Origin of the sequence: Streptomyces cinerochromogenes (assembly GCF_014648635.1) — a bacterium.
Lineage (GTDB): Bacteria > Actinomycetota > Actinomycetes > Streptomycetales > Streptomycetaceae > Streptomyces > Streptomyces cinerochromogenes.
The window spans coordinates 109,293-135,964 of sequence record NZ_BMRM01000011.1 but is presented as its reverse complement, the minus strand read 5'-3'; the positions used below and the strand labels follow the sequence as shown (position 1 = coordinate 135,964).

Here is a 26,672-nt window from a genome sequence, read left to right as displayed (position 1 = left end):
CCGCGGCGCTGCCGCGACAGTCGCCCGCGGTCCGGCGGGCCGCAACCCGGCGGACAGCCCGGCGCGTTGCGCGCTACGGTGCCCGGATGCCTCTCTACCCGCAGACCGAACCGTACGCGCACGGCATGCTCGCCGTGGGGGACGGCAACCTCGCCGCGGCCTACGGCCGCCCGCCCGAATCCCCCGGCCCTGAGGTGCGGCAGCGGGCCGCGCGGGCCCGGACCGACGGGGAGACGGCCACCGTCCCCGCGCCCCCGCGCTCCGTCGAGCGCTTCGAGGACCCGCTGTTCCGCCAGGGCTTCGCCCGCACCGTCACCCACTACCGGGGCAACGGCCACTTCCTGCGCGACGGCGACGGAAGCGGCGGAGACAGGGGAGACGGGGACGCCGGGCGGGCCCGCCGGTGGCCGGCCATCGTTCAGGAGAGCGGCCGATGACGACACCGCCCCGCCTGCGTCCGCTGCTGGACCAGTTCGACTTCGCGTGCGAGCGGCTCCTCGGCCGGCTGCGCGGACCGGTCATGGACAGCGGTGACGGCACGGACACGCGGGTCGAGCCCCTGACCGACGAGGAGTACCTGTGGGAGCCGGTGCCCGGCTGCTGGTCGGTCCGCCCGCGGGCGGCAGGGCCGGGACCGCGGGCGACCTTCCTGGCCGGTGCCGGTGACTGGGGCCGCGACGCCGCCGCCTACCCGCACCCCTGGCCGCCGCCGGTCACCACGATCGCCTGGCGCCTGAGCCATCTCACCGAGATGCTGGTGCTGCGCGCCGACCACACCACCGGCAGCCGCTCGGCGACCCGCGAGGAGCACCCGGTCGGCGGGGACGCCGCCGGAGCCGTCGAGGCCCTCGCCTCAGGAGCCGCCGCCTGGCGCGCCGTGCTGCTGGGCGCGGACGACGCCGCGCTGGACACGGTCGGGTACTGCGCGTACCCCTACGGCAGCGACGTCGAGGAGCCCTTCCGGGACATCGTGTGGTGGGTCAACCAGGAGGTGCTGCACCACGGCGCCGAGATCGCCCTGCTCCGTGACCTCCACCGGGCGGCCGGGCCGGCCTGACGCCCCCGCGCACACGCCGCCCGGCGAGCGCCGGAAGCGCCCGCCGGGACGGATCACATGGTGCCGTTCACCAATAGTGGCGGCGGCCGGCGACCGCGTGTCCCATGGACCCCATGATCCACAGGATGGCTCCCACCACCAGCAGGATCACGCCGATGGTCCACAGGATCGAAATACCGGTGACGAAGCCGATGATGAGCAGGATGATGCCGAGGGCGATCATGACGTGCCTCCAGCTGCTGACGGTGGTCCTGCCCTCCGGGTGCCCCGGATCCGCGAGTCCTATCAGTGCGGTCCGTAATTCAAAGAAGTTCTGTCGCCGCTGTTGACTCCGCATGTCGGCGGCCTCACATTACCTAGCGGTAGTACCCCGCGGTAACCCCCCGACGTTCTCCCGGCCGCCACCTCGTGGCCCGCACGCCGTTCCGCACGCCGTTCCGCTCGATCGAGCCACGCCGTCCCCGCGCTCCCGCACGCCCGTCCTACGGCACCCCCATGCCCGAGAAGCACGCCCGCCCCACGGCACCCCCATGCCCGAGAAGGGAGAGCACCCCATGCCCCTGCCCGCCCTGCGCCGAGCCCTCACCGCCGCCTCCGCGGCCGTCGGCGCACTGGCCCTCGGCCTCACCGCGGTCCCCGCCCAGGCCACGGCCCCCCTCGACTACGCGGCCCTCGGCGACAGTTACAGCGCCGCCTCGGGCGTCCTCCCCGTCGACGTCACCAGCCCGCTCTGCCTGCGCTCCACGGCGAACTACCCCCACGTCATCGCCGCCCGGACCGCCGCACGGCTGACGGACGTCACCTGCGGGGCCGCCCAGACCAAGGACTTCACCGAGGCCCAGTACCCCGGCGTCGCCCCCCAGACCGACGCCCTCACCGACGACACCGACCTGGTGACCCTCACCATCGGCGGCAACGACAACGGCACCTTCATCAACGCCGTGACCGCCTGCGGCACCGCGGGCGTCCTCAGCGGCGGCAAGGGCAGCCCCTGCAAGGACCGGTACGGCACGTCCTTCGACGACGAGATCGACGCCAAGACCTACCCCGCGCTGAAGTCCGCGCTCCGCAGCGTGCGCGCCAAGGCCCCGCACGCCCGGGTCGCGGTGCTCGGCTACCCGTGGATCACACCCGCCACGGCCGACCCCTCCTGCTTCGTCAGACTCCCGGTCGCCACCGGCGACGTGCCCTACCTGCACGCCCTGCAGGCACACCTCAACGCGGTGGTGCAACGGGCCGCCGCGGAGACGGGGGCGACCTACGTGGACCTCGCCGAGGCCTCCACCGGGCACGACGCCTGCCGGCCCGTCGGCACCCGGTGGATCGAGCCGCTCCTGTTCGGGCAGAACATCGTCCCCGTCCACCCCAACGCCCTGGGCGAGCAGCGCATGGCCGAACACACCCTGGGCGTCCTCGGCCTCGGCTGACCGCGCGACCCGCGCGGAGCCCCCCGGTCAGGCGTCGGCGAGCAGCGGGTCGTAGGGGGACGAGCGTTCCCGGCCCGCCATGAAGGCCAGGAAGTCCCGCACGAACGCACCCCGCGCGTACGTGTCGTCCGAACCGGCCCTGTCCCGCCGGAAGCCCCTGCGGAACAGGGCCCGGTACTCCGCCGCGTCGATGCGCTGGTCGCCGTCGGCGTCGGTGACGTCGAAGAGCACCTCCGCCACCCGGATCAGGGCGGGACCGGCGAGCGACGGCACGGCCGCCGCGTACTCCGGGCCGCTGACGCGGCCGTCGCCGTCGGTGTCGAGGGCAGCCTGCAGCTCCCGCCACCAGCCGGCGAAGGCGTCGTAGAGCCGGGTCTCCTCCGGCTCGTCCAGATCGAGCCGGCCCGCGATCTCCCGGGCCATGGCGGCGAGGTCGGGCCAGTCCAGGTACCCGTCCCCGGTCTGGTCCAGCACCGCCGCGAACAACTCCTCCGCACTGCGCCGCGCGGTGTCGCCCGCATCGGGGTCCGGCTCCGGCGGAAGGGGGGCGAGCAGCCGTACCAGGGCCCCGGCCCGCTTCATCCGGTCCCGCAGCGCGCCGATCGTCCGGGCCCGGGGGTCGTCGCCGTCGGGGGAGAGGGCGAGCAGCTCGGTGAGGACCTCGGTGCGCAGCCAGCCGCTCGGCAGGAACCGGGCGAGGCCGACGCCGAGGTACGCGCCCTGCATCAGGGCCTGGGCGCCGGGCAGCTCCGGCAGCCCCGCCCGGCGGCGGAACGGCTCCGGAAGGGACGCCACGGTGACCACGCCGAGCAGGGGCCCGGCGAGCGCCCGGCCGGCCGCCCACAGGGTGGGCAGCCCCTGCAGCAGCGGTGGCGCGGGCAGATGGTCGAAGAGCCGGTAGAGGATGACGCGCATCGCCTCCGTGTTCTCCAGCTCCTCCTCCACCACCCGGTCGTAGTACGGCCAGAACTCCCGCACGGTGGCGGGCAGCTGACGGGCGTCCCCGTCCAGGGCGGCGAGATACGCCCGGAACTCGGCGTACAGCCGCTCCATGTCCGTCTGCTCCAGCGGCTGTCCGCTGAGACGGCACATCGTGACGCTGCTCTCGAAGAGTGTCGCCACCACCCAGGCACGCACCGCGGGATCCATCGCGTCGTAGGGCCTCTCCCGCGTGTCCGTGCCCCTGAGCCGCGCGTGCAGCCGGTTCAGCCGCGCCGCCTCCCTGCGCCGTACCTCGTCGTCGGCCCCGAACATCCGCTGCAGGCTCACGACCGTGTTGCGCAGCCGCCGCCACGGGTGGGCCACGAACACCGAGTTGTCGACCAGGGCCGCGCCGACCTGGGGGTGCGCGGCCTCCAGCACCGTCGCCCGGACGACGGCCAGCGCCCAGCGCGGATCGTTGAAGAACGCCTCGAACCGGCTGCCCGGGCCGAAGAGTCGATCGCCCCCGGCGCCGGAGGTGTCGCCGGTGCTGCCGGGTTCGTTGCGGGCCGTTTCCGTCACGGGCGTCGTTCTCCGTTCGTGTACGGCGTGACGCCGCCGAAGCGGCGGTCGCGCTGCCGATAGGTGTGCAGGCACTCCAGGAAGTGCGTCGCGCGGAAGTCCGGCCAGAGCACCGGCGGGAACAGCCACTCCGCGTAGGCGACCTGCCAGAGCATGAAGTTGGAGATGCGCTGCTCCCCGGAGGTGCGGATGACGAGGTCCACGTCGGGTGTGTCGGGAAACGGCAGATGAGCGGCGAAGCTCCGCTCGTCCACGGCCTCGGCCGGCACCCCGCTGCGGATCAGGGACCGGGCCGCCGCCACGATGTCCCGGCGCCCGCCGTGGTCGAACGCGACGGTCAGCGTCATGCCCCGGTTCTCGCCGGTCAGCGTCATCAGATCGGCGAAGTCCCGGGCCAGCGCCGGGGGAATACGCGGATCCGCCACGCCGAGGAACCTGCAGCGGATCCCGCGCGCGTGCAGCAGCGCGGCGTGCTTGCGCACCACCCGGCGGACCAGCCGCATCAGGAAGTCGACCTCGGTGCTCGGGCGCCGCCAGTTCTCGGTGGAGAACGCGTACAGGCTCAGCCACTCCACGCCGGCCGTCCGCGCCGCCTCGATGACGTCGATCACCGTCGTCTCCGCGGCACGGTGGCCCGACGTACGCGGCAGCGACCGCCGTGCCGCCCAGCGGCCGTTGCCGTCCATCACGCACGCCACATGCCGCGGCACCCTCCGGACGGAACCGCGGGTGTCCTCCCCAACCGTCACGCCTGCCCCCCAGCGGCACCGAACGGAACCTCGTCCCGCCCAGCGTGGCAGTTCCTTGATCCGGGAAACCGCGGGAGCGCCCCAGGTTCACCCTTGGTACTGCTGTCCGACCGTGCGACCGACGGCCGGCCGGCACGGCGGGCGCGGGGGCTCTCCCCCGGTCGTGCGCGGGGGATGTCCCCCGCACCGATCCGCCTGCCTGCCGGAGTGAGCGCGGCCCCGGCGGTGCCTAGCGTGCTGTCACATGGCGAACCCGTTACCGACTTCCGCGTTCCGCCGGCGTACCGGCCTGACGGCCGTGGCCCTGGCCTGCCTGCTGACCGCCGCTCCGGCCGCCGCCGCACAGCCGCCTCCTGCCACCTCCCGCCCGTGCGGCCCCGACACGGCGCTGAGCCGGTCCGTGCACCACCTGGTGACGAAGGACCGGATCGCCGGCGCCGCCGTCCTGGTCACCGGCGGCGGCCCGGACGCCCCCTGCGCCCGCCGGACCGTGACCGACGGGGTGGCCGATCTGCGCACCGGCCGCCCCATGAACAGCACCGACCGGCTGCGCGTCGGCAGCGTCACCAAGACGTTCACCGCGACGGTCGTCCTCCAGCTCGCCGCCGAGCGACGGCTCTCCCTGGACGCGCCCGTCGAGCGCTACCTGCCGGGCCTGATCCGCGCGGGCGGTCACGACGGCCGCCGGATCACCGTACGGCAGCTCCTCCAGCACACCAGCGGTCTGCCCGACTACCTCGAAGCCCCCGAGTGGGAGCACCCCGAACGCGTGCGGTACCGCCACTTCGAGCCGCGCCGGCTCATCGCCCGCGCCCTGCGGCTGCCACGCCCGGAACACCCCTGGCACTACGCCACCACGAACTACCTCGTCGCCGGCCTGATCGTGCGCGCGGTCACCGGCCACAGCCCGGAGACCGAGATCACCCGCCGCATCATCGCGCCGCTGGGCCTGCACGACACGTACTGGCCGGGCGACGAGAGCCGTATCCGGGGCCCGCACTCGCACAGCTACTTCACCGCGGAGGACGGCCGCCGGACCGACGGCACCGCCTGGAACACCACCTTCGGCGGCGTCGGCGGCGCCCTGGTGTCCACGCCCGCCGACCTGACCCGGTTCGCCACCGCGCTGTTCGGCGGCCGGCTCCTGCCCGCCCCCCGACTCGCCGAGATGCGGCGCACGGTGGCCGCCGACCCCGACCGGCTCTGGCCCGGCGCCCGCTACGGCCTCGGCCTGATCTCCTCACCCCTGTCCTGCGGCGGCAGCTGGTGGGGCCACGCCGGGACCGTGCCCGGCGGCCACCGCGCGCTGGTCGCCACCGGACCCGACGGCCGCACCGTCGCCGTCGCCCTGACCGAGGTGCCCGCCACCCTCCAGGCCGAACGCGACTTCCTCGACGTCGTCGACACGGCCCTCTGCGAGGCCCCGTCCACCGAAAGGACCCCCGCATGACCCAGGCCACCTCCCCGCGACGGCTCGCCCCCCGGGCCGCGGCAGCCGTCGCCCTGTCCCTGGCGGGCGCCCTGACCCTGGGCGCCGCCCCCGCCTCACCGGCCGCGGCCCGGCCGGCCGCCGACCCCCTCGCCCGCTACCACCACCAGCACCTCCGCTGGAAGAGCTGCCTGCTCGGCCCCGACGACACCACCGGCAAGGAACTCCAGCAGGCCGGCGCCCAATGCGCCGACGTCACCGTCCCGCTGGACTACAGCCGCCCCGACGGCCGGACCCTCACCGTCGCCGTGTCCCGGATCCGGGCCACCGACACCGCCCACCGCGCCGGCGCGCTGCTGCTCAACAGCGGCGGCCCCGGCGGACAGACGATCGGTGACCCGCCGTGGGTGCGCAAGGCCATGAAGGACGTCGGCGCACGCTACGACGTCGTCGGCGTGGACCCCCGTTTCGTCGGCCGCAGCACCCCGCTGGACTGCCACTGGCCCACCGGCAGCATGATCCGCGGCGCCGGCACCGGCCGCGCCGGCTTCGACCGCATGGCCGCCTTCTCCGCGGACCTCGCCGCACGCTGCCGCACCCACGCCGGTGACCTGCTGCCGTACGCCACCACCCGGAACACCGCCCGCGACATGGACGTGATCCGCGCGGCGCTGGGCGAGCGCAGGATCTCCTACCTCGGCTGCTCCTACGGCAGTTACCTCGGCCAGGTCTACGCGACGATGTTCCCCCGGCACACCGGCCGGGTCGTCCTGGACGGCGTGGCCGACCCCGCCCGCTACAGCCCCCGGCTGCTGCGCGGCTCGGAGGAGGCCAACCGGCACGCCCTGCGCGGCTGGGCCGGCTGGGCCGCCGCGCACGACGCGACGTACCGGCTGGGACGCACCCGCGACGCCGTGCTGAAAACGGTCGACTCGGTCCGCGCGGCCGCCGCCCGCACACCCCTGCGCCTGGGCGGCCACCGGGTGGACGACCACGTCCTGCCCGTCATCGTCTTCAACGGCCTCTCCCAGGACAATCCCACGGCCTACGGCGACTTCGCCCAGGGCGTGCGGGAGCTGCGGCGCGCCGCCGCGGGCCGCGAGGTCACCCCGTCCCCGTGGCTGGCCTCGACGCTGGACTTCCTGCTGACCGGCCGGGAATCCGCCTACGGCAGCGCGCAGACGGCCATCCTGTGCGGGGACGTGGCCGCGCCCCGCGATCCGGAGACGTACTGGCGCGACCTGCGGCGCGCCGGAACGGCAGACCCGCTGTTCGCGCCCGTCACGCACGACATCAACGCGTGCGCCTTCTGGGACCCGCCGCGCGAACGCCCGACGACGATCCGCGACGACCTGCCGGCCCTGCTCGTCAACGCCACCGGCGACCCCCGCACCATCTACCAGGGCGCGCGGGCGGTGCGCCGCAACTGGCCCAGCTCCCGCCTGGTCACGCTGCGCGGAGCGGACCAGCACGCGGTCTACGGCGTGTACGGCAGCACGTGCGTGGACACCACCGTCAACACCTACCTCGCGACCGGCCGCCTGCCGGACCGGGACCTGACCTGCCCCCGCCCCACCACGGCCGGGGTCCGGGGCGGCGGTCCGGCGTCTACCTGAGACGCTGCGCGAGCGCCTTGACGAGGTCGGTCTTCGCGACCTTGAGGGCGAAACGGTCGCGGGAACCGGGGAGGGGACGGGCGTACCAGGGCAGGGCCAGGCGCCGCCACTTGGCGGGGGCGAGGTCCGCGGGAAGCGCGGGCAGGGGCAGGGTCCACGGTCCGAGCCGCAGCTCCCCGGTCCAGACACCGGCCGGGAGGGCGCCGACCGGCACGGCGACGCGGAAGGCGCCGCCGGGGGAGGCGGGGCGGACCGGGAAGGAGACGGTGCTGCCCGCGCCGTCCTCCAGGGCGAGGACGAGGGTGCCCTCCGGGTGCTCGGCCGCATCGAACCGGCCGCTGACGAGCAGCTCCGTGGGGGCGCCGTCGGCCCAGCGGACGTCCTTGTCGACGTGCAGGAGCCGCAGCACCTTGTGCTTCTTCTCGCCGAGGTCGAGCGTGAAGTTGCCGTACGGCTTGGTGGTGTACAGGGTGACGGCGCGCAGCCCTTCGCCGGCGGCGACGATCCGCGTGTCGGCGGCACCGGAGACGTCGTCGGCGCGCTTGCTGCCGATGCGCACCTCCTTGGTGAGCCCCTGGGCGCCGACCGCCAGCGAGATGTCCCACAGCCCGTCGGCGAGCGGCTTGCCGTCGGCGGCGGTCGCGATGTCGACGGTCGCCTCGAACCCGGCGAGGTCGTACGCGTACCGCCCCTCGTCCTGGTCCGCCCCCAGCCCCGGGGTCACGGTGTGCGTGACCGGCAGCCGGTACTCGGTCCCGCTGTCGCGCTCGCGCAGGACCAGTTCGGTGCCGACGTCGCGGGTCTCCACGCGGTGCAGGTACGCGTGCCCGGCCAGGCGGAGCACACCGCCCGTCATCTCGGCGCGGCTGACGTGGTGGCGGACGCCGAGCTGGGCGGTGACGTCGTAGCAGAGGTCGGGGATCGCGCGCTCGGGGTCGCGCAGGAACGGGTAGCGGGCGAGCGCCCGGCCGCCGTCCACGAGGACGGGCGTGGCGACCTTCGTCCGGGCCAGCTGCTTCTCGAACTCCACGAGTTCCAGCAGCTCGTCCAGCATGCGGTGGCGTACGAGGTGCAGCCGCAGCCGGGCCATGGCCGAGAGCCGCTCGTTCATCCCCTCGTGCCACAGCGGCTCGATGATCTCGGCCAGCCGGTCCAGCGTCTTGTGCTGGCTCTCGCGGGGCTCGTGGACCAGGTGGTACGCCAGCAGCTGCTGGACCTCCACGGTCAGGTGCCGGTGCGCCAGGTGGTCGCGGCCCGGGCCCGGCGGCACGTTCTCCAGGATCAGCTGGACCATGCGGGGCAGGAACCGCAGCCGCCGCTCGGAGCCCTTGAGCCGGCGGGTGATGTTGCCCTCGTCCTCGCGCTGCACCCAGTACAGGCAGTCGTAGTCGGCGACCACGGAGATGCCCGAGGCGTGCAGGTAGGCGGCGCCGACGAACAGCTGGTCCTCGCCGATGGCGAGGTCGGTGGGGAAACGCAGCCCGTGCCGCTCCAGCAGCTCCCGGCGGAACAGCTTCATCGGGTTGAGCGTCCAGTACACACGGGACGAGAACACGTCCGTGCGCGGCTGGTTGCGCTGGAACATCGACGTCGGCGCGCCACGGCCGCCGACCCCGACCATCTTGCCGAGCACGACGTCGGTGCCGTTCTCCTCGGCCATCGTCACCATGCGTTCCAGCGCCTCGGGACCGAGGCTGTCGTCGGCGTCCAGGAAGAACACGAACGTGCCGGTGGCGTGGTCGAGGCCCGCGTTGCGGGGGGCCGACGGGCCGCCCGAGTTCTCCTGCCGGAAGACGCGCAGCATGGTGGGGTAGAGGCCCTGGAGGCGCTCCAGCTCGGCGGCCGTACCGTCCGTCGAACCGTCGTCGACGACGATGACCTCGATGCGGTCACGGCCGATGCTCTGCTCGGCGACGGAGGTGATGCACTGGGTCAGGTACGGCATCGCGTTGTACGCGGCTATGACGACCGAGACGGTGGCACCGGGCATGAATGTGCGCTCCCCATTACCGGGCGGTCCCGGGGCGGCTTCGAGTTTTCTGTGAACCTACCATGGACAAAAGGTGTCGGCGTGGCGGGTGGCCGGTGACGTGCTGCTTCCCGCCGGGCATCGGCGGCGCGCCGGTCCCGGGGATAGGGTCGGCGTCGTGAGCGGGACACGAAGGCGCGCGCGGCGGGTGGCCGACGCGGAGAAGGCGGCTGCCGCGGCGGCGTTCCTGGAGGGCCAGGAAATCACGCGGACCCAGTGCGTGCAGTGCTATTCGGAGATCGCCGGCGTCAACGGCCGCTACGCCTGCGGGAACTGCGGATGGGTGAACCCGTGGACGGAGGGCCACAAGCCGCTGCCGACGGCGGAGGACGACGTGCAGGCGCGGGAGTGCGCCCAGGGCTGACCGCCGGACGGTGCGGTGCCTCGCCGGGTGTCCCGGGGGTGCCACCGGGCCTCCGTCACGTCTGACAGGGGCGGTGGGTGTGCGCGCCGGCCGGCAGCCGCCCCCGTTCGGCCGTCGTGTACGGGCGGTCGGCCGCCCGGCAGAGGCCGGCCCACCAGTGGGCGGGGTCGAGGTCCAGGCCCTGGAGCTGGCCGCTGGTGGTCAGGCGGAGGCGGCTGCCGGAGGCGGCCGCGGCGAAGGGGTACGGGCCCACCGTCTCCGGGCCTTCCCCGAGCGCGCCGCCGTCCGGGACACGGTGCAGCCGTAGGCCCCGGTCGTAGGTCATCGAGACGAGGGTGTCGTCGCCGACGAAGGCGAGTGCGTGCGTCCCGGTGGGACAGGGCACGACGCCACCGGTCCGGCGGCCGGCCGCCGCGTCCCAGAAGCGCAGCTTGCCGTCGCTGTGGCCCACGGCCACCAGGCTGCCGTCCGGACTGAACAGCACTCTGGGCTGCCCCGGGTCCAGGGATCCGGCCACGCCGGTCGGCGAGGTCCAGCTGGAGATCCGGTTGTTCTTCACCAGGTCCCAGACCGCCAGTTGTCCACGGGCATGGCCGGACCTGGTGACGATCAGGGCTTGGTGGGGGTGGCCGGGGCGGGGGACGAGCTGGCCGTGCGGGGTGAAGGCCGGGGGCGGGCTGGGCTCGGGCTCTGCCACGCGCAGCGGAGCGGAGACGACCTGTCCGGTCGCGGGGTCGACCCGGAGTACGTCGTTGGTGGTCAGGAGCACGGCCAGTGAGCCGTCGCCCAGCTGGGCCACGGACTCGATGCGGGACTTTTCGGCCGTACCGTGCAGGCGCCGAGCCAGATCGACGTCCTGGTGGCTGGCGAGATCGTCGGCCGCGTACAGCGACAGCGTGAGCGTGTTGGCGTCCCACACGGCCACCGAGTCGCCGTCCTCCGAACTCACCCAGAACGCCACCCACGTGCGGGCGGCAGGGTTCCCCGGCAGGGCCACGCTGCGGGTCGGGGACCCCGCGCTGCTCAGATACAGCCGGCCCTCGTCCACGGTCGCGAAGCGGTCGTGGTGCCGATCGAGCGCCACGGACTGTTCGCCGGAGGAGTCGAACGGCAGTGGCTCGACGTCCTCGCGCAGACGCAGCCGTACCAGCCGGTCGCCGACCGCCGCCACCGCCCGGGGACGGCCGGCCGAGCCGTGTGGCCAGATGGCCAGCCGCACGTCCTCGTCCGAGGTGCCGTCGGTGGGCACCACCGCCGTCCAGGTGTCACCTCCGAGAGCGTCGACCGCTGAGACGACGCCGTACTCCGGGCCGTCGTCGCTGGGTTCCGCCGGGCGGAAGTACGTGCGGTAACGCGTCGTCGCGTCGAGAACGGAGAACCGGCTCGGCGTGGCCCGGGCAGCCCTGCCACCGTCGGCGCGCAGGAACCGGGTGTCCGAGCCGAGGCGGGCCCCGGCCAGGGAGAGCACCTTGCCCCCGGCCATGAAGCCGTCGCTCGTGTCGACATCCGTGGCCAGCCGCCGCCGTTCCTTTCCCCGCGCCAGGGAGAAGACGCCCGCCGAGTACCGATAGCGGCCGGCGATCGGGCCGCGGACCCAGTGGAGGGTCACGTGGTCGGTCCCGTCCGCGAACGCGGCGCTCTCCACCACCCGGCCGGCGATCACCCGCCCCGCTCCCCGGACCGGAGCCGCCGAGGGCACCTGCCAGACGTCCAGAGCGGCCCGCTGGTCGGTGCCGCCGCCGGCGCGCGGCCTGCCGTAGGAGTGCAGGCGCAGCAGGCGGGAGGAGTCGTCGGAGAAGTCCAGCGAGGGGGCGTACGCCTTCTCCGGCCCCGGGCGCGCCCCGGTGAGCAGACGCGGTCCGGGATCCCCGCCGACCTCCCAGAGCCGGACCGAACCGTCCGCCGAGGCGACGGCGTACCAGCGCCCGTCGTCGCTGATCGTGTCCCGCGTGTCCTGCGCGGGCACGCCCTGGAGGCGGTGCATCCGGGGGTGGTCCGAGGCGGCGTCCGTGACGACGGTGACCGTCCTCCTGCCCTGCTCCGGTGCGGAGGTCACCGCCAGCACATCCCTCCCCGACGCGGCGGTCACCCGGTCGATGCTCCCCGACCACAGCCCCGCGTGCACCCGCTCCGCGTCCCGCATCCGCAGGTACTGCCGGAACAGCTGGGCGTGGGCCTTGTCCGTACGGGAGGTGGCCCACGCGCCCATCGCCATCTGCACGGACAGCCCGAAGTCGGTCGCGGACCGCTCCTGCGCGAGGTCGGCCAGCTGCTCGGAGGCCGCCGTGCGCAGCTGCGTGGCGATCCGGTCGCGGCTGCGGCCCGCGTCCCAGGCCAGCCAGCCCGCCACCAGCGTCAGGACGGTGACGACAGCGAAGAACCCGCGCAGCACATACGCGCCGCGGCGCGCGTGGCGCCGTCCCGCTGTCAGGTACGCCCGCTGGAGGTCGGTGACGTCCCGGCCGCGTTCCAGCACCCACCGGTCCGCGGCGCCGAGCAGGTTCCCCGTGACGGCGACGAACGCGGGACGGCCGGCGGCGTCCCAGGCCACGGCCTGGGACGCGACCTGGGACTGCCAGGCACGGAACTCCTCGCCCTCCCGCAGACAGGTGCGCAGCCACTCCCACTCGCGCAGCAGAGCCTCATGGGCCATGCGCAGGGACTCGCCCCGCGCGTCGCCCGGTGGCACTGTGAAGGCGAGCAGCTTGTGCCGTGCCAGGTGCCGGGCCAACCGCCGCTGCGCCTCGTCGAGTTCGCCCACCGGCACGGTGTCCGGCAGGAACCGGCCGAGCCCGTCCGGCCGGGCCAGGCGCTGGAAAAGACGCCGCGCGGTCTGCTCGTCGGCGACGTCGTCCTGGACGGCCTCGTCGAGGGTGCGCTTCGCGTGCTGCGCCAACGCCCCGGACAGGCCGCCCAGTTCCTGGTAGGCGGCCAGGGTCAGACGTCCCCCGGAGCGCTTCTTCCAGAGTTCGGCCAGCGTGAACTCCAGCAGCGGCAGGGCGTTGCCCTCACCCCGGACGTCCTGGGCGTCCCGGGCGTCGCGCAGCAGCAGTTCCTTCAGCCCGTCCTGGAGTCCGGCCCCGGGGATCGGGGCCAGCCGTGCCGAGATCACCTCGCTCAGTGCCTCGTGGGTGAGCGGGTCCAGGGGGACGACGGCCCGGGCCCGCTCGGCGGCCGGCAGCACGGCGGACAGCACGTCCAGCGTGGCGTGCCGGGCGGACACCACCGCCCGGAGCCCCCGGCCGGGCTCGGTCCCGCCGGTCAGCTCGCGCCACCACCTCACCACCTGGCGGGCGGCGGAGGGTTCGGCGGCGGCGTACTCCTCGAACTGGTCGAGGACGAGCACACCCATCCGGTCCCGGAAGACGGTCCGCAGCTCCTCCCGCAGCGCGGCGAACGCGATCTCGTCCCCGTTCAGCGCCTCCCGTACGGCCTCCAGCCGGGTCCCGCCCTCCCTCTCCGGTACGGCCTCCCGCCACAGGGCCAGCAGTGCCCCGCCGAGGGTCGCGGCCGGGCCTTCCGCCTTGTACAGGGTACGCACCACGGTGACGGCCTCGGCCGCCCGCAGCCGTGGCAGCAGGCCGGCGTGCAGCAGTGACGACTTGCCCGTGCCCGACTGCCCGGTGAGCAGGGTCAGCGGCTGCTCGTGGACCGCCGCGGCGAGAGCCTCCGTCTCCGCGGCTCGCCCGAGGAACAGATGCGCGTCCTTCTCCTCGAAGCGCAGGAGTCCCTTGAACGGGCCGGCGGCGTCGGGGGCGTCCGGCGCGCGGGCGGCCAGCCGCGGGGCGGGGATCAGGTAGGCGGTGCCGTCGAGGCCGTCCCGGCCCCGGGTGGCGAGCATGCCGACGACATGGCGGGCCTCGACGTCCCAGACCGGACTGCCGCTGAATCCCGGCTCGACGGCCACGCTGCCGTGGCCGGCGTCCAGTTGGATGAGCCCCGCGCCCTGGCCGCCGCGCAGCACGCCGTGCGCGTTCACCCCCGTGTCGGTGGACTCGGGGAAGCCGTACAGGCGGGCCGCCCGGCCGTAGAGCGGGGCGTCGGGGCCGGCCAGGGGGAGCGGCTCGGTCCCGGCGACCGGGAGGTCGAGCCGGAGGACCGCGATGTCGTCTGCCGGATGCCAGGCGGCCACGGTCGCGGTCACGCGCTCCCGGGACTCGTCGGGCACCAGGGGGAAGTCCACCAGGAGCCGTTCTCCTGGGTGGTGCGGGCCGTCCTCCCCGTCCTCGGCGATCGCGTGCGCGCACGTGCACACCAGGTCGCGGGCCAGCAGGAACCCGGCGCCCAGCAACTCCCCGTGCCGGTCGAAGAGCCGGGCGAGCCCCTGCTCGAACGCCGTGCCTCCCGACGGGGCGGCGGGAGGCCGGGCCTCAGTCGCCGCCAACGGCGGGCTCCGCGACCGGGGCCGGCTCGCCGGCCGAACCGTCCGAGCGGGCCGCGCCGCCGTCCGCGCGGGCCGAGCCGCTGTCGGCGCCGGCCGAGGTGTCCGCGTCATCCGAGCCGGGCAGGGCGTCCGCGTCATCTGCGTCGTCCGCGTCGTCCGCGTCCGCCCGGCCGGTGCCGTGGGGCTGCCGCTCCCACTCCAGGGCCACCTTGAAGTGGGCCTCGGTGGCGGCGCGGGCCAGGACCACACCGGCGTCCGCGCTGAGCTTCACCCCGAACTCCAGGCAGACCCGGTCGGGGGCCTGAGGCATGGCCCGCAGCGAGGCCAGTACGTCCTGGACGGCCGGCCGGACCCGGTCGACGGCCTGCCGGAGGCTGTCCGCAGCGGCCCCCGCGGCATCACCGCGCCGCCTGCGCACGGGTTCGTACGGGTCGCCGGCCGGCGGCGCGGGACCGTCGACCTCCACGCGCAACACCGAACCGTCGCTCGCCCGGAACTCCCTTGTCGCCATGAGTGCGCCGCCCCGTCGCTTCCCTCAGTGCGTCTGCTGTGGAGGCGGCCAGCCTAATCGGACGTCGTCCCCCCTGTCCCGGTGTTCTGTGAGTGCACCGACATGATGCCGAGAGTGCACAGCTGCCCGGGTGCCGACAGCCGCGCCGAGGCAAGAGAACAGACCACTTCGTGCACTCGGGGACGCATACCCGTGCACGGACAGGCGATTGCGGGGCGTTTCCGGCCCCCGCGTGCCGCCGGCGCGGTCATCGGCCTCCTCACCGCCGCGACCTGGTGTGTTTCGCGCAGGTGACGCGGCCGTCCGCGCCTTGTCGAAGAAGTGGACCGTGTCTTTCACGCCTTGTAGAAAGGCCGGGTTCGAAGGAGGGAATCACCATGGTCGAGCGGCGCCGGCGGATCCGGGTGGGCAGCGACGCACTGCAGCAACTGATCGAGGAGCTCGCGGCGCGACTGAAGCGGTCCGTGGTCGTCGACGACCCCCTGGTGCGGCTGATCTGCTCCAGCCAGCACTTCGGGGACGCGGACCCGGTCCGTATCCGCAGCCTGCTCCAGGGCCGGGCCGACGACGAGATCATCCGGTACGTCCTCGACCAGGGCGTGGCCCGCTGGCCGAAACCGGACTTCGTGCAGGGCCGCGACGACCTCGGACTGCTCACCCGCTACTGCGTGCCGCTGCGCGAGCGCGGGGAACTGCTCGGCTTGCTCATGGTCGTCGCGCCGGACGGCACCCTGACGCACGAGGAGGCCGACACCGTCGCCCAGGCCGTGCCGGCGATCACCGCCCAGCTCCGCGCGGACCAACTGGCCGCCGACACCGGCGAGCTGGACCTGCCGGCGACACTGGACGCCCTGTTCGGCACCAGTGAGGCGGCCCGTACCGGGGCCCGCCGGCAGCTCATCGACGGCGGCCTGCTGCCCGACGCCCCGCACGCCGTGGTGAGCGCGGTCCAGGTGGCGCGCTCGGTGGAGCCGCCCGGCCAGGTGGAGCTGGCGCTGCGCGCCGCCCTGGAGCGTTTCCTGCGCACCCGCTCGTCGGACGGCGTCATGGGGGTCACACCGGACGGTGCGGTCCTCGTGCAGGTCTCGGCCCGGCCCCTGACGGCGCAGGAGCTGGCGGACCAGGCCACGACCGTCCGGGAGGCGCTCGCCGCCTACCTGGACGCCTCGGCCGCCCCCGTCGTCGGCATCGGCGGCGGCCAGGACGGCCTGGCCGACGCCTGGACCTCGCACACGCAGGCGCTGGTCGCGGCTCGCGCGGCCCGCCGGCTGCCCCACCTCAAGGGCATCGGCGCGTGGGAGTCGCTCGGCGAACTCGCCGTACTCCTCCAGCTTCCCGACGACGCCCTGAACCCGTCGCTGCTGCCCGGACCGCTGCGCCTGCTGCTGGACAGCCCCGTCGGACAGCGCCTGGAGGACACCCTGCGGTGCTTCCTCGAAAACGCCGGATCGGTCCCGCGCACGGCGGAGGCCCTCCAGATCCACCGGACCTCGCTCTACTACCGGCTGCGCCAGATACAGGAGATCACCGGCCTCGACCTGGACAGCGGTGACGACCGCCTGGTCCTGCACCTGGGCCTGCGCACGCGTGCACTGCTCCAGGCACAGGCCGACCCGTCCGCCGTGTGACCCGCGTCATGCCGCCCCGGGAGCCGGGACCGGCCCGCGCTACAGACTGACGAAACGCGCGGCGGCTGTTTGCTACGCGATGCCGGGGCGCGGAACCGGCCCCGACAGATTGACGAAGATTTCCCCGGCCGATCCCTACGGAGCGCGGTGGTGCGCGAAGAGCCGGGCGACACAGAATTCCGTTATGCAGGAGTCGCCCATGACGTCGGCTCCGCACAGTGCGAGGAGAAAGCGGAGTGGGGGCCGTGGGCGAACTGACGACCGGTGACGGTGCGCGTCTGGTGTACCGGGACAGTGGGGGAGAGGGATTCCCTCTGGTCATGCTGCACGGCTGGGGGCAGACACAGGAGATGTTCCGCCACCAGCTGCGCGGGCTGGCGCCCGAACACCGCGTCATCACCCTGGACTTCCGGGGGCACGGGCTGTCCGACAAGCCGCACCACGGCTATCGCATCGCCCGCTTGGCCGCCGACGTCCTGGACCTCGTCGACCATCTGGGCCTCGAACGGTTCGACGCGCTCGGCTGGTCGATGGGGACCTCCGTGTGGTGGAGCTTCCTCGACCAGTACGGCTCCGGCCGCATCCGCCGCTTCGTCGCCGTGGACCAGCCCGCCGCCGTCGCCGCCGTGCCGTGGATGTCGGTCGACCAACAACAGCAGTCGGGTGCCATCTTCGATGTGGCGGGCCTTGTCGCGCTCGGCGCGGAACTCGCCGGTCCGCGCGGTGAGCAGGCGCGGTACGAGTTCGTCCGCGGCATGTTCTCCGGCGAACCCGACCCCGCGCTCCTCGCCTTCGTCGCCGAGCAGATCGCGTTCACCCCGGCCCACGCCGGTGTGCCCCTGCTCTTCGACCACTGCGCCCAGGACTGGCGGGACGTGCTGCCCCGCGTCGATGTGCCGACGCTGGTCATCGGATGCGAAGGCAGCCATGTGGACCCGCGGTCGCAGCAGTACATCGCCGACCGCATCCCCGGCGCGCGGCTGCACGTCTTCCCGGCCACGGTGGCCAACTCGCACTTCCCCTTCCTGGAGAATCCGCCGGCCTTCAACGAGGTGGTCGGCACCTTCCTCGGTTCGACGACGAACTGAACCTCGAGATCCGACAGACCACAGCTGAACAAGCACAAAAGAAACGACGGGAGTTCGACGTGACCCGGTCGACCACCTTCCCCATGCCCGAAACACTCCGGAAGACACCGTCCGGTACGGCCACGGGAAATGATTCAGGCCCTTTCATCATTCTGCCGTGGCCGGCCTCCGGCGACGACGACCACCTTTATCTCGCCGTCAACGTCTCCGACGGACCGGTGCTTTTCAACCACGACTCCGCCCTGCGCATGGAGCCCGGAGATCTCGTCATCGGCGGCACCTCCCGCGCCGGTTTCCTCTCCCACGGCGAGGAACTGGCCCGCTTCCGGATCCCCCTCGGCCTGCTGGACGCGTCGGCCGCCGACCTGCGCGAGGTGCCGCACACGTGCCTCAGCGGCCGCAGCGGCCTGGCCTCGCTGGTGTCCCAGTTCCTGACCGCCCTGGCCCGGACGCCGGGCCGGCAACGCCTCACCGGCGGCCGCCGCCTCGCCCTGAACACGGCCGACCTCGTGGCACTGCTGGTCGGCGAGGTCCTCCAGGAACACGGCACACGGTCCGCCCCCGCGGGCAACGAGATGCTGGCGCGCATCCAGCGCCACATCCAGGACAACCTCATGGACCCGGACCTGTCGCCCGAGTCGATCGCCCGCGCCCACCACATATCGGTGCGCTACCTGCACAAGCTCTTCCAGGCCGCCGGCACCACCGTCGGCGCCTGGACACGGCAGCGCAGACTCGACGCCTGCCGTGCCGAACTGCGCGGCAGGCGCCGTACGGTGGCCTCCGTCGCGCACAGCTGGGGCTTCGCCAGCCCGTCCCACTTCAGCCGCCTCTTCAGGCAGACCTACGGCCTCTCGCCCAGCGAGTGGCAGGCCACCGCGACCACCGACTCCTGAGCCGACCTCCGGGCGGACCACCGACTCCTGGGCCGACCGCCGGTCGGACCACCGCAGTCGCAGCAACCATCGAAGGCACCGGCCCCGGCCCCGGCCCCGGCACCGGCTTCGGTTCCGGGACCGACTCCGGCTCCGGCACCGCGCCCGTCCCCGCGCCGGCACCGGCGGGCGGGCCGCCTTCGGACCCGCCGGCCGAGCCCCCGCCCGGCGCCGGCCCGCGTACCGGGAAGGAAACCCGCCATGCCCACCCCCACCGTCGTCCTGGTCCACGGAGCCTTCGCCGACACCGCGCTCTGGTTCGGTGTCGTGGCCGAGTTGCACAGCCACGGCATCCCTGTTCTCGCCCCGCCCAACCCGCTGCGCGGCCTCGCCTCCGACGCCGCGCACATCGCCTCGGTGGCCGCCCGGATCGACGGCCCCGTCGTCCTGGTCGGGCACGCCTACGGCGGCGCCGTGATCACCGTGGCCGGTACCGCCGACAACGTCGTCGGCCTGGTCTACGTCGCCGCCTACGTGCCGGAGGTGGGCGAGAGCCTGAGCGAGCTGCAAGGGCGCTTCCCGGCCACCGAGCTGGTGGGCAACCTCCGGCGGTGGACGTACCGGGATCCCGCAGGCGGCGAGGTCGTCGAGGTCGGCCTCACCGAGGACGCGTACCCGGCGGTGTTCGCCGCCGATGTCTCCGCGCCGGTCGCCAGGGTGCTGGCCTGCTGCCAACACCCGCTGGCCGAGGCCGCGTTCGAGGAGAAGGCTACCGCGGCCGCCTGGCGGGCCAGGCCCTCCTGGGCGCTGGTGGCGGGCGCGGACCGGACGATCGCACCGGACGTCGAGCGCTTCGGCGCCGCGCGGGCCGGGGCGTGCGTCGTGGAGATCGACGGCGCCTCGCACGCCGTCGCCCTCTCCCAGCCCACGGCCGTCGCGCGGCTCATCCGCGACGCCGTCCACGCGGTCGGCTGACCGTCACCGCACGACCACCACGAACCGAGAGGAACGGACAGACCGATGACGACCCGGCTCACACCGCTGCTGCGCGCCTGGGAATGGCAGACCGAGGCCGCCTGCCGGGGTATGGACAGCTCGGTGTTCTTCTCACCGCCCGGTGAGCGGGGCAAGGCCCGTCGGCGGCGCGAGCACCGAGCGCAGGAGATCTGCCGGCGCTGCCCGGTACGCGTCCCGTGCGGCAGCTTCGCCGCCGCGTCCGACCAGCGGTACGGCGTGTGGGGCGGCCACACCGAGGCCGAACGCCGGACCACCTCGGCCGCCCCCGCCGCCGACCGCGTGTAGTCCGTCGGGTCAGGCGTGGGTCGTGAGGACCATGTACGGCGCGGTCCTGGTCTCCGCCGGCGCCTCGTGGGCGGAGCCTTCGGCAGGGAGGGTGGGCAGGTCCACCTGGGGGGAGGGGAAGCCGGCCCCGGTGAGCAGGGACCGGTACCGCTCGAGGGAGCGGTAGTACGTGGTGCTGGTCATCGTGGAGCCGTCGCGCAGCCGCAGCCGCGTGGCCACGGTGTCGCCGTCGCCGTACACGGTGTCCGGCTCGCCGTGGCGCAGCGTGGAGAACGCCACGCCGGTCGCCGCCGGGTTGAGGTCCGCCAGGACGTACGGGGCGCCGGGGCGCAGCACCCGGTGGATCTCGGCGGTGAGGCCGGCCAGCCGGTCGTCGTCCGGGTCCGTGCAGTACACCAGGCAGCACACGGCGGCATCGACACTGGCGTCGGCGAGCCAGTCGAGTCCGCGGCCGTCGAAGAGGCGGTACGACACGCGGGGGTGCGGCCGGTCGGCCCGGGCGATGTCCAGCATGTCCGCCGAAGGGTCGAGCCCCTGGACCGTCCACGCGCCGGTCCCCGCGAGCAGCGCCGCGACCGCGCCGGTGCCGCACCCGATGTCCAGAGCCAGCCGGTCGGGGCCCGAGCGGCCGGCGAGCCGTTCCAGCACGGCCGGGAAGATCAGTGCCTCGGCCAGCGTCATGTCGCGGCCCCGGTAGGCGTCGGCCGCGGCGGTGCTGTCCCAGCCGAGGGCGTCTTCGTCGGCGATCAAGTTCGCTGCCTCCTGCGGTGAAGCCGAGTCCGGACGAGGGAAGCGGGACGCTCCCCCGGCAGCCTGGCACACGGCGACGCGCGGCTGCCCGCGGAACGGCAGGATTCGGCCGACCGTGCCTGCGGCGTGCACGCCCGGGGCCTTCGCCGCCCGGATGCAGGACACCGCCCGCGGCGGAAGGATCGGAACGGAGGGCGCCCCACCACGCCGCGGGGACGGCCCGTGACCGGTCGCTCGGTGTCCGGCCGAGCTGGGGGTCCCGCCCGTTCCGGCGTTCCGACCGGAGCAAGACCATGATGATGAAGCGCATCCTGAACCGTTCCACGCGTCCGGAGCCACCGGCGGCGCAGCCCGGCGCCGCCGAGCCCCGCGTGACCGCCGCCGACTGCGGTCTGCTGATCCTCCGGCTGACCGTCGGCCTGATCATGGCCGCGCACGGGGCTCAGAAAGTCTTCGGCCTCTTCGGAGGGAGCGGCCTGACGGCGACCGGCAAGGCCTTCGCGTCCCTGGGCTTCCGCCCGGGAAAGCTCTTCGCCCTGATCGGAGGCCTGTCCGAGCTGCTCGGCGGCCTCGGACTGGCCCTCGGGCTGCTGACCCCGCTGGCCGCCGCCGCCCTGATCGGCGTCATGATCAACGCGATGGCCACGGTCACCGCCGCCCACGGACTGTGGGACGTGGACGGCGGTGTGGAGTACAACCTGTCCATCGCGGCCGTGGCCCTGGCCGTCGCCGCCGTAGGTCCGGGCCGGCTGGCCGTCGACCGCCTCTTCCCGTGGGGCAGGGGCGGCTGGGGAGCGGCTGCCGTGGCCCTCGTGCTGGGCGGTGCCGGGGCCGCGCTCACGCTCGCTCTCTAGACCCTGAACGCTCGGGGGAGAGGTCCCCGGACAAAGACCGACGCTCCTTGGACGAAAGCCGTCGGCCGAGGCCCTGCCGAGTTCACACGGCCGTTGGGATTACGTATGTTCGCGCAGCGGTGGGCGTCACCTACGGCGGGTGAAGTGGGCCTCCGGAGCCACGGTGTGCTTTCCGGGCCGCTGAAGGGTGTGCCCGGCCGGCCGCCCCCGACCGATCGTGAGGTGCATGGAGATGCGTCGTCCCCTCGTCCGGGACGCCGAACGGCGGTCCGCTCGCGTCCGCACGAGGCTCGCGACGACCGTCGTACTCGCCCTGACGGTCCCGGCCCTGCTGCCCGGCCCGGCGGAGGCGCGCCCCGCCCCCACCGCGGTGACGGGTCAGCGGACGACGGCGACCGGGCAGCGGACGACGGCGACCGAGCACTGGACGACACAGACCCTCGCCCCCGGCGTCACCGTCCGCACCGGTGTCCTCCGGCACCCCGGCGCCGAGCACGCCTGGACGGTCACCGTGCAGGCCCCGGCCGACACCCGGTGGTCCACGAACGATCCGGACGCGCCCGTGACCTGGGCCGAGGTCGCCCCCCGCGCCTGGGCCGAGGACACGGCACGGGCGCTGACCCGGGCCGGCCTCACGCCCCGCGTGGAGAGCGTGCGCTGGCCGGACTACGCCGACACACCGCACGGGCCGATGGGATTCCGGGTGCGCGTCGGCCGCTTCGCCACACAGCAGGAGGCGAAGGCCACCGCGTCGGCGGTCACCACGGCCGGGTTCCACCCCACTGTGTCCTGGACCGGATACGACGTCCAGGAACCGGCCGACCAGGAGAACGTCCAGGTGGCGGTGGTCGACCCGAAGACCTTCGACGGACGGGTCGAGGTCACCCACGACGGCAACGTGGCGCAGCGGGAGACGACCTCCGCGGTGGCGCGGAAGCTGAACTCGCTGGTCGGGGTCAACGGCGGCTTCTTCGTGCTGTCACCGGGCGACGGCGTGCCGGGCACCATGTCCGGGATCGGCGCCTACGAGGGCGAGTTGGAGTCGATGGCGGTCGGTTCCCGTTCCGCCCTGCTCGTCGAGGACGGCGGCCACACCATCCGGATCGCCGGCCTGACCAGCTCCGTCACCGCCCGGGCGGGCAAGGCCGCATACGGCGTTCAGGGCATCAACCGGGTGCCCGGCACGGTCCGGGACTGCGGCCGTCCCGGCAGCACGCCCAGCGAACTGCCCTGGCAGGACGTGACCTGCCGGCTGGCCGACGACATGGTCCGCTTCACCGACGCCTTCCGGACCGACCTGCCGACCGGTCCCGGAGCGCAGGTCGTGCTGAACGCGTCCGGCCGGGTCGTCTCCGTCGGCGCGCGCGGCGGTCGCGTACCCGACGGCGGCTACGTGCTGCAGGGCATCGGCCGGGCGGCCGACTGGCTGACGGCGCACGCCGAGCCGTACGGCCGTATCAGGCTCAGTGAGGTCATCCGTACGGCGGAGGGCCGGCGTGTCGTGCTCGACGCCGGTGACTCCCTCGTCAGTGCGGCCCCGACGCTGGTCGAGGACGGCCGCATCGACATCGACGCCGCCGCCGAAGGCGTGGTCGACCCCGAGTACACCTCCTTCGGGTACGCCTGGGCCAACGTCCGTCAGCCGCGTACCCTCGCGGGCATCGACAAGCGGGGCCGGCTGATCCTCGCGACGGTGGACGGACGGCTGAAGAACGGCAGCGAGGGCTTCACCCTCCACGAGGCCGCCGTGTTCATGAAGTCGCTCGGTGCCGTGCAGGCGATGAACCTCGACGGCGGCGGCTCCACCGCGATGGCCGTCAACGGCACACTCGTCAACCACCCGTCCGACGCCGCCGGCGAACGCGCGGTCGGCGACACCGTCCAGATCCTGCCCGCGGTTCACTGACGAGGACACCCGCGCGCTGGATGTCGCCCGGACCGAACAGGTCGTCGATCCCGGAACGCGGCGGGGGAACGGTGGGGGAAGTCCGGGTACGTCACCTACGCGGGATCCGTCGTCCGAGAGGTGCCCGGGAACGTCGTCCTCCCGGCGGTGTCCGGAGGGTTACGGGGCGAGCGGTGCGGGGCGGGGGGCCTGGGTCTGGGTGCCGGGGGCGCAGATGGCCACGGCCCAGAACTCGATGGTGTTCGTGGAGCTGGTGTTCCGGGCCACCGCGTGCCACCCGTCCGAGGTGGGCGAGTTCGTCCGCACCATGAGGTCGATGACGCCTCCGTCGAAGGCGTTGTAGCCGCCGCCCGTCGGCACCTGCCCGGGTGGGCAGACGGCTTCGGAACTGCCGGTCCGGCCGGGTGGGATCACGACGTGTGCGCCGTCGGCCCACGTGTAGTCCTCGGCCCGTGGGACCGTTCCCCTCCCGCCCGGCTGGTCGGCTGCGCCCCGGGCGGCGGCCGTTCCGCCCGAGGCGAGCACCGCGACGGCGACCAGGGCGGGGATGGCGAACCTTCTCATCGGGAACCCTTCCTCTCGTACGAGGGATGACAACCCGGATATGCCCCCCGCGTGAACGGGGCTTTCTCCCCCTCACACGTCCGGAGCAGGCCCGTACGAGCCGGCCACCTGATCGCGGTGCCCGGGGCGTTCCTCCTTGCCGCCCTCCTGGTCGGGTCGGGGCGCAGGTGACCGCACGACGCCACGCCCCCGGCGCCGCCCGGCCGTCGGTTTGACATGGAGCGCGCTCCAGCACCTAGCGTCGCGGGAAACGGTTCGACCAGCCCAGGAGGCAGCGACATGACCGACGTCCCCACCCGGTACCTCGGCGAACTGGCGGTTTCCGCCCAGGGACTGGGCTGCATGGGCATGAGCCACGGCTACGGTGCCGCGGACGACGCGCAGTCGATCGCCACGCTGAACCGCGCCCTCGACCTCGGCGTGACCCTCCTCGACACCGCCGACTTCTACGGCTCGGGACACAACGAGGAACTGGTCGGACGGGCCGTCGCCGGGCGGCGCGACGAGGTGGTGCTGGCCACGAAGTTCGGCTTCGCCAACCGGCTGGGGGAGCCCACCCTGATCCGCGGCGACGCCGCCTACGTCCGGCAGGCCTGCGACGCCTCGCTGCGCCGGCTCGGCGTCGACCACATCGACCTCTACTACCAGCACCGGGTCGATCCGCAGGTACCGATCGAGGAGACCGTCGGTGCCATGGCGGAGCTGGTGCAGGCCGGCAAGGTCCGTCACCTGGGGCTGTCCGAGGCCGGCGCGCAGACCATCCGGCGGGCGCACGCGGTGCACCCGATCTCCGCGCTGCAGAGCGAGTGGTCGCTGTGGACCCGGGACCTCGAGGCGGAGATCGTTCCGGTCTGCCGTGAGCTGGGCATCGGCCTGGTCCCGTTCTCCCCGCTCGGCCGCGGCTTCCTGACGGGCCGTTACGACTCGCTCGACGCGCTGGCGGAGTCCGACGTGCGGCGCAGCCAGCCGAGGTTCGCCGACGGCAACCTGGAACGGAACCTGGCGATCGTCGCGAAGCTGAACGAGCTGGCCGCCGCCAGGTCCGTCACCGCCGGCCAGCTCGCCCTGGCCTGGGTGCAGCACCGGGGCGACGACGTGGTGCCGATCCCCGGCACCCGCCGGCAGCGGTACCTGGAGGAGAACCTTGCGGCACTGGCCGTCGAGCTGACCGCGGACGACCTCGCCGCGATCGAGGCCGCGGCCCCGCCGGAGCGGATCGCCGGCAGCCGGTACGACGCGAACAGCCTCACCTTCGTCAACCGCTGACCCCACTTGGGCGTGCCGCGGAGCGAGCCGGCGGCGCCGGGGCCACGCTGGGTACAGGGCATTCCCGGCCCGTGACCCACCGGAGGAGCGGATGCGCAGACCCGACGCACCACCCGTCGTCGCCACGAGGGAGGCACACGCGATGCACCCCAGGCACGCGACGCGCCCAGGACACGACGTGCGCCCAGGGCACGACATGCGTGCCAGGCACCCGATGAGCCCAGGTCACCCGATCAGCCCCAGGCGCTCGATGCGCTCGATGCGCTCGATCCGCTCGGTCGGAAGAGTCACGGCCGCAGCCCTGGCAGGGGCCGCGGTGCTGTGCCTGTGGGCCGCGGCCCAGGCCGTCGCCGGCCCCGACGCCGCCCGGTCCTCGGCCGCGTACTGCGGACCGGACAAGGCCACCGGGCTGGCGGTCTGGGCCGACCCGGCGGACTCCTGTGCCACCGCCCTGCAGGTGGCGAGCGCCTACGCCAAGGCCCGGTCCGGCACGGCGCGCGCGCCCGTCACGGTCCGTACCGGCGACGGCACGTGGACGTGCCAGGAGCGCCAGGGCGACCCGAACCCGTACCAGGAATGCGTCGACACGGGCGACAGCGGCCGCCGGGTCTTCCTCTCGTCCTGAGCCGTGCCCCCTGACCCCTGTCCGTGCCGGTCAGCCCGGCGACCGTCCGCCGAGCGGCGGGAGCACCGTCAGAGTGCCGTTGGCCTCCTGCAGCGCCTCCTCCAGGGTGCCGGGTGAGTGCAGTGCGCCCGTGCCGTCGGGCGGGACGAGCCACTCCAGGGAACGGGCGGACCGGTACGGCGGCGGTACGGAGACCCAGGAGCCCTTCGTGGCGTAGCGCACTCCGGTGCCCACCCAGCCCCCGGACGGGTCCGGCGGCAGGAAGAAGCCGACCCGGCCCGCTCTCGTGTCCACGAGCGTGGGTCCCGGCACCGGCAGCGCCGGCCGCCACAGCAGGTCCAGGGTGAGCATCCCCAGCCGGTCGGGGACGCTCAGCACGTCCCAGAAGCGGCCCGCCTCCAGCAGTGCGACACCCTCCCCGTGGTCCCATTCCCATTTGCAGGCGCGCGGGTCGGCCGACGCCGCTGCCAGCCACTCCACGCCCCGCATCCACATCGTGTTCGTCATGCACTGCTCCGGATGTCCTCGCCCACCTGCCTGAGCGCAGGGAACGTCCCTGACCGGGCACTTCGTGCGTCCGCACACCAACCCGGCATATGCATGGTTGTAGATATTTCTACGTGGCGGAAGGGGTGGCGAACCCTGGCGTTTGAGTCGGGGCGTTCGAACTCCGCGAGTCGGTTCGTCAGTTGAGGTATAAGGCCGCGTCACTCGTCCGGTGGTCGAGGGTCTGCACGACGCTCGA

The 26,672-nt window shown here is 73.8% G+C and carries 23 protein-coding genes and 1 pseudogene; 15 read left to right on the top strand and 9 right to left on the bottom strand.

Going from position 1 to position 26,672, the window contains the following annotated elements; all coding sequences use genetic code 11:
- Positions 1-140: 140 nt before the first annotated feature.
- Positions 141-365 (top strand): annotated as a pseudogene (locus tag IEZ20_RS22140) (prolyl aminopeptidase); the annotation flags it as partial.
- 68 nt (positions 366-433) lie between these two features.
- Entirely contained in the window at positions 434-1,057 is a 624-nt protein-coding gene (locus IEZ20_RS22135; RefSeq protein ID WP_189301415.1) for a DinB family protein, read from the top strand.
- 67 nt (positions 1,058-1,124) lie between these two features.
- Here the strand turns inward: IEZ20_RS22135 and IEZ20_RS22130 are convergent, their stop codons facing one another.
- Positions 1,125-1,280 (bottom strand): DUF6131 family protein, encoded by a 156-nt coding sequence (locus tag IEZ20_RS22130; protein ID WP_189301413.1) that lies wholly within the window; start codon positions 1,278-1,280, stop codon positions 1,125-1,127.
- A 331-nt stretch (positions 1,281-1,611) separates the two neighbouring features.
- Between IEZ20_RS22130 and IEZ20_RS22125 the strand changes: the two genes are divergently transcribed.
- Positions 1,612-2,484: an SGNH/GDSL hydrolase family protein gene (locus IEZ20_RS22125; RefSeq protein ID WP_189301705.1), complete on the top strand. Its 873-nt coding sequence runs from the start codon at positions 1,612-1,614 to the stop codon at positions 2,482-2,484.
- A 27-nt stretch (positions 2,485-2,511) separates the two neighbouring features.
- Here IEZ20_RS22125 and IEZ20_RS22120 read toward each other — a convergent pair whose 3' ends face one another.
- Both IEZ20_RS22120 and uppS read right to left on the bottom strand, forming a co-directional pair.
- Positions 2,512-3,987: an oxygenase MpaB family protein gene (locus IEZ20_RS22120; RefSeq protein WP_189301411.1), complete on the bottom strand. Its 1,476-nt coding sequence runs from the start codon at positions 3,985-3,987 to the stop codon at positions 2,512-2,514.
- Entirely contained in the window at positions 3,984-4,673 is a 690-nt protein-coding gene (uppS, locus tag IEZ20_RS22115; protein WP_229896211.1) for a polyprenyl diphosphate synthase, read from the bottom strand. The genes IEZ20_RS22120 and uppS overlap by 4 nt, the downstream gene beginning before the upstream one ends.
- Positions 4,674-4,980: 307 nt before the next feature.
- On the opposite strand from uppS, the gene IEZ20_RS22110 reads away from it, so the two are divergent.
- Together IEZ20_RS22110 and IEZ20_RS22105 are read left to right on the top strand one after the other, a co-directional pair.
- Complete coding sequence (locus IEZ20_RS22110; protein ID WP_189301409.1) at positions 4,981-6,186, top strand: serine hydrolase domain-containing protein; 1,206 nt, start codon at positions 4,981-4,983, stop codon at positions 6,184-6,186.
- A complete protein-coding gene (locus IEZ20_RS22105) occupies positions 6,183-7,781 on the top strand; it encodes an alpha/beta hydrolase (RefSeq protein ID WP_189301406.1) in 1,599 nt (532 codons plus the stop codon). The genes IEZ20_RS22110 and IEZ20_RS22105 overlap by 4 nt, the downstream gene beginning before the upstream one ends.
- Here the strand turns inward: IEZ20_RS22105 and IEZ20_RS22100 are convergent.
- A complete protein-coding gene (locus IEZ20_RS22100; RefSeq protein WP_189301404.1) occupies positions 7,774-9,771 on the bottom strand; it encodes a glycosyltransferase family 2 protein in 1,998 nt (665 codons plus the stop codon). The two genes, IEZ20_RS22105 and IEZ20_RS22100, sit on opposite strands and share 8 nt — an antisense overlap.
- 157 nt (positions 9,772-9,928) lie before the next feature.
- Here IEZ20_RS22100 and IEZ20_RS22095 point away from each other — a divergent pair, with 157 nt between their 5' ends.
- Complete coding sequence (locus IEZ20_RS22095; protein WP_189301741.1) at positions 9,929-10,174, top strand: hypothetical protein; 246 nt, start codon at positions 9,929-9,931, stop codon at positions 10,172-10,174.
- A gap of 55 nt (positions 10,175-10,229) precedes the next feature.
- Here IEZ20_RS22095 and IEZ20_RS40425 read toward each other — a convergent pair whose 3' ends face one another.
- Positions 10,230-14,558, bottom strand: coding sequence for an nSTAND1 domain-containing NTPase (locus IEZ20_RS40425; RefSeq protein WP_189301401.1), 4,329 nt, complete (start codon positions 14,556-14,558; stop codon positions 10,230-10,232).
- A complete protein-coding gene (locus tag IEZ20_RS22085; RefSeq protein ID WP_189301399.1) occupies positions 14,545-15,069 on the bottom strand; it encodes a CU044_2847 family protein in 525 nt (174 codons plus the stop codon). Before IEZ20_RS22085 ends, IEZ20_RS40425 begins: the two co-directional genes overlap by 14 nt.
- 377 nt (positions 15,070-15,446) lie before the next feature.
- Between IEZ20_RS22085 and IEZ20_RS22080 the strand changes: the two genes are divergently transcribed.
- From IEZ20_RS22080 to IEZ20_RS22060, 5 genes are all read left to right on the top strand, one after another.
- Positions 15,447-16,697, top strand: coding sequence for a PucR family transcriptional regulator (locus tag IEZ20_RS22080; protein WP_189301396.1), 1,251 nt, complete (start codon positions 15,447-15,449; stop codon positions 16,695-16,697).
- Between the two features lie 245 nt (positions 16,698-16,942).
- On the top strand, positions 16,943-17,785 hold the full coding sequence (locus IEZ20_RS22075) for an alpha/beta fold hydrolase (RefSeq protein ID WP_189301394.1): 843 nt from the start codon (positions 16,943-16,945) through the stop codon (positions 17,783-17,785).
- A gap of 83 nt (positions 17,786-17,868) precedes the next feature.
- Positions 17,869-18,681, top strand: a complete 813-nt coding sequence (locus IEZ20_RS22070; protein WP_229896192.1) for a helix-turn-helix domain-containing protein — start codon at positions 17,869-17,871, stop codon at positions 18,679-18,681.
- A 240-nt stretch (positions 18,682-18,921) separates the two neighbouring features.
- Positions 18,922-19,635, top strand: coding sequence for an alpha/beta fold hydrolase (locus IEZ20_RS22065; protein WP_189301390.1), 714 nt, complete (start codon positions 18,922-18,924; stop codon positions 19,633-19,635).
- A 45-nt stretch (positions 19,636-19,680) separates the two neighbouring features.
- Positions 19,681-19,962 (top strand): WhiB family transcriptional regulator, encoded by a 282-nt coding sequence (locus IEZ20_RS22060; RefSeq protein ID WP_189301388.1) that lies wholly within the window; start codon positions 19,681-19,683, stop codon positions 19,960-19,962.
- 9 nt (positions 19,963-19,971) lie between these two features.
- On the opposite strand, the gene IEZ20_RS22055 is transcribed toward IEZ20_RS22060, so the two are convergent.
- Positions 19,972-20,712 carry a class I SAM-dependent methyltransferase gene (locus tag IEZ20_RS22055; protein ID WP_189301386.1) on the bottom strand — a complete coding sequence of 247 codons (741 nt, stop codon included), beginning with the start codon at positions 20,710-20,712 and terminating at the stop codon, positions 19,972-19,974.
- 293 nt (positions 20,713-21,005) lie between these two features.
- On the opposite strand from IEZ20_RS22055, the gene IEZ20_RS22050 reads away from it, so the two are divergent.
- Together IEZ20_RS22050 and IEZ20_RS22045 are read left to right on the top strand one after the other, a co-directional pair.
- Positions 21,006-21,566, top strand: a complete 561-nt coding sequence (locus tag IEZ20_RS22050; RefSeq protein ID WP_189301384.1) for a DoxX family protein — start codon at positions 21,006-21,008, stop codon at positions 21,564-21,566.
- 226 nt (positions 21,567-21,792) lie between these two features.
- Complete coding sequence (locus IEZ20_RS22045) at positions 21,793-23,472, top strand: phosphodiester glycosidase family protein (protein ID WP_229896191.1); 1,680 nt, start codon at positions 21,793-21,795, stop codon at positions 23,470-23,472.
- Positions 23,473-23,631: 159 nt separating this feature from the next.
- Here IEZ20_RS22045 and IEZ20_RS22040 read toward each other — a convergent pair whose 3' ends face one another.
- On the bottom strand, positions 23,632-24,036 hold the full coding sequence (locus IEZ20_RS22040; RefSeq protein ID WP_189301382.1) for a hypothetical protein: 405 nt from the start codon (positions 24,034-24,036) through the stop codon (positions 23,632-23,634).
- Positions 24,037-24,315: 279 nt separating this feature from the next.
- Between IEZ20_RS22040 and IEZ20_RS22035 the strand changes: the two genes are divergently transcribed.
- Both IEZ20_RS22035 and IEZ20_RS22030 read left to right on the top strand, forming a co-directional pair.
- Positions 24,316-25,302, top strand: a complete 987-nt coding sequence (locus IEZ20_RS22035; protein ID WP_189301380.1) for an aldo/keto reductase — start codon at positions 24,316-24,318, stop codon at positions 25,300-25,302.
- Between the two features lie 214 nt (positions 25,303-25,516).
- Positions 25,517-25,927 carry a hypothetical protein gene (locus tag IEZ20_RS22030; protein WP_229896190.1) on the top strand — a complete coding sequence of 137 codons (411 nt, stop codon included), beginning with the start codon at positions 25,517-25,519 and terminating at the stop codon, positions 25,925-25,927.
- A 30-nt stretch (positions 25,928-25,957) separates the two neighbouring features.
- On the opposite strand, the gene IEZ20_RS22025 is transcribed toward IEZ20_RS22030, so the two are convergent.
- A complete protein-coding gene (locus IEZ20_RS22025; protein ID WP_189301378.1) occupies positions 25,958-26,434 on the bottom strand; it encodes a hypothetical protein in 477 nt (158 codons plus the stop codon).
- Positions 26,435-26,672: the final 238 nt, after the last annotated feature.

Coding starts and splice junctions, on each gene's coding strand:
- IEZ20_RS22135 (WP_189301415.1), top strand. CDS start 434: ATGACGACACCGCCCCGCCTGCGTCCGCTGCTGGACCAGTTCGACTTC.
- IEZ20_RS22045 (WP_229896191.1), top strand. CDS start 21,793: ATGGAGATGCGTCGTCCCCTCGTCCGGGACGCCGAACGGCGGTCCGCT.
- IEZ20_RS22070 (WP_229896192.1), top strand. CDS start 17,869: ATGCCCGAAACACTCCGGAAGACACCGTCCGGTACGGCCACGGGAAAT.
- IEZ20_RS22060 (WP_189301388.1), top strand. CDS start 19,681: ATGACGACCCGGCTCACACCGCTGCTGCGCGCCTGGGAATGGCAGACC.
- IEZ20_RS22085 (WP_189301399.1), bottom strand. CDS start 15,069: ATGGCGACAAGGGAGTTCCGGGCGAGCGACGGTTCGGTGTTGCGCGTG.
- uppS (WP_229896211.1), bottom strand. CDS start 4,673: ATGGACGGCAACGGCCGCTGGGCGGCACGGCGGTCGCTGCCGCGTACG.
- IEZ20_RS22040 (WP_189301382.1), bottom strand. CDS start 24,036: ATGAGAAGGTTCGCCATCCCCGCCCTGGTCGCCGTCGCGGTGCTCGCC.
- IEZ20_RS22130 (WP_189301413.1), bottom strand. CDS start 1,280: ATGATCGCCCTCGGCATCATCCTGCTCATCATCGGCTTCGTCACCGGT.
- IEZ20_RS22050 (WP_189301384.1), top strand. CDS start 21,006: ATGATGATGAAGCGCATCCTGAACCGTTCCACGCGTCCGGAGCCACCG.
- IEZ20_RS22030 (WP_229896190.1), top strand. CDS start 25,517: ATGAGCCCAGGTCACCCGATCAGCCCCAGGCGCTCGATGCGCTCGATG.
- IEZ20_RS22125 (WP_189301705.1), top strand. CDS start 1,612: ATGCCCCTGCCCGCCCTGCGCCGAGCCCTCACCGCCGCCTCCGCGGCC.
- IEZ20_RS22080 (WP_189301396.1), top strand. CDS start 15,447: ATGGTCGAGCGGCGCCGGCGGATCCGGGTGGGCAGCGACGCACTGCAG.
- IEZ20_RS22035 (WP_189301380.1), top strand. CDS start 24,316: ATGACCGACGTCCCCACCCGGTACCTCGGCGAACTGGCGGTTTCCGCC.
- IEZ20_RS22025 (WP_189301378.1), bottom strand. CDS start 26,434: ATGACGAACACGATGTGGATGCGGGGCGTGGAGTGGCTGGCAGCGGCG.
- IEZ20_RS22065 (WP_189301390.1), top strand. CDS start 18,922: ATGCCCACCCCCACCGTCGTCCTGGTCCACGGAGCCTTCGCCGACACC.
- IEZ20_RS22105 (WP_189301406.1), top strand. CDS start 6,183: ATGACCCAGGCCACCTCCCCGCGACGGCTCGCCCCCCGGGCCGCGGCA.
- IEZ20_RS22110 (WP_189301409.1), top strand. CDS start 4,981: ATGGCGAACCCGTTACCGACTTCCGCGTTCCGCCGGCGTACCGGCCTG.
- IEZ20_RS22100 (WP_189301404.1), bottom strand. CDS start 9,771: ATGCCCGGTGCCACCGTCTCGGTCGTCATAGCCGCGTACAACGCGATG.